Genomic DNA, 1,295 nt, shown 5'->3' on the forward strand with positions numbered 1-1,295 from the left:
GTGTGGGCCGCAGAGACCAGGGGGAAGCGACTGTTTACTAAAAACACAGGTCCGTGCGAAGTCGCAAGACGATGTATACGGACTGACTCCTGCCCGGTGCTGGAAGGTTAAGAGGACCGGTTAGCCAACTTGTTGGCGAAGCTGAGAATTTAAGCCCCAGTAAACGGCGGTGGTAACTATAACCATCCTAAGGTAGCGAAATTCCTTGTCGGGTAAGTTCCGACCTGCACGAATGGAGTAACGACTTCCCCGCTGTCTCAACCATAAACTCGGCGAAATTGCAGTACGAGTAAAGATGCTCGTTACGCGCAGCAGGACGGAAAGACCCCGAGACCTTTACTATAGTTTGGTATTGGTGTTCGGAGTGGCTTGTGTAGGATAGGTGGGAGACTGTGAAGCCGCAACGCTAGTTGTAGTGGAGTCATCGTTGAAATACCACTCTGGTCACTTTGGACATCTAACTTCGGCCCGTAATCCGGGTCAGGGACAGTGCCTGATGGGTAGTTTAACTGGGGCGGTTGCCTCCTAAAAAGTAACGGAGGCGCCCAAAGGTTCCCTCAGCCTGGTTGGCAATCAGGTATCGAGTGTAAGTGCACAAGGGAGCTTGACTGTGAGAGGGACACCTCAAGCAGGGACGAAAGTCGGGACTAGTGATCCGGCGGCACATTGTGGAATGGCCGTCGCTCAACGGATAAAAGGTACCTCGGGGATAACAGGCTGATCTTGCCCAAGAGTCCATATCGACGGCATGGTTTGGCACCTCGATGTCGGCTCGTCGCATCCTGGGGCTGGAGTAGGTCCCAAGGGTTGGGCTGTTCGCCCATTAAAGCGGTACGCGAGCTGGGTTTAGAACGTCGTGAGACAGTTCGGTCCCTATCCGCTGCGCGCGCAGGAAATTTGAGAAGAGCTGTCCTTAGTACGAGAGGACCGGGACGGACGAACCTCTGGTGTGTCAGTTGTACTGCCAAGTGCATCGCTGATTAGCTACGTTCGGAAGGGATAACCGCTGAAAGCATCTAAGCGGGAAGCCCACTTCAAGATGAGATTTCCATACACCTAACCGTGTGAGAGGCCCCCAGCTAGACCACTGGGTTGATAGGCCGGATGTGGAAGCGAGGACTAAAGACTCGTGAAGCTGACCGGTACTAATAGGCCGATAACTTACACCACACACATTTTATAAAACAAATGCTCGCGTTCACTATGTGGTTCCCAACCAACAAACCCACCCGTTTGTTCGGTCACGGAAACCAAAAAAACAGGACACCCAGTGACCAACCCCACCCCACACAGGG

General features: G+C 53.2%; 1 rRNA gene. It reads left to right on the forward strand.

Annotated elements, in window-relative coordinates:
• A 23S ribosomal RNA gene (locus AAGW05_RS18475) occupies positions 1 to 1,170 on the forward strand; the annotation flags it as partial.
• Between the last annotated feature and the right edge of the window lie 125 nt (positions 1,171 to 1,295).

The organism is Arthrobacter sp. LAPM80, assembly GCF_046736435.1.
Taxonomy (GTDB): Bacteria; Actinomycetota; Actinomycetes; order Actinomycetales; family Micrococcaceae; genus Specibacter.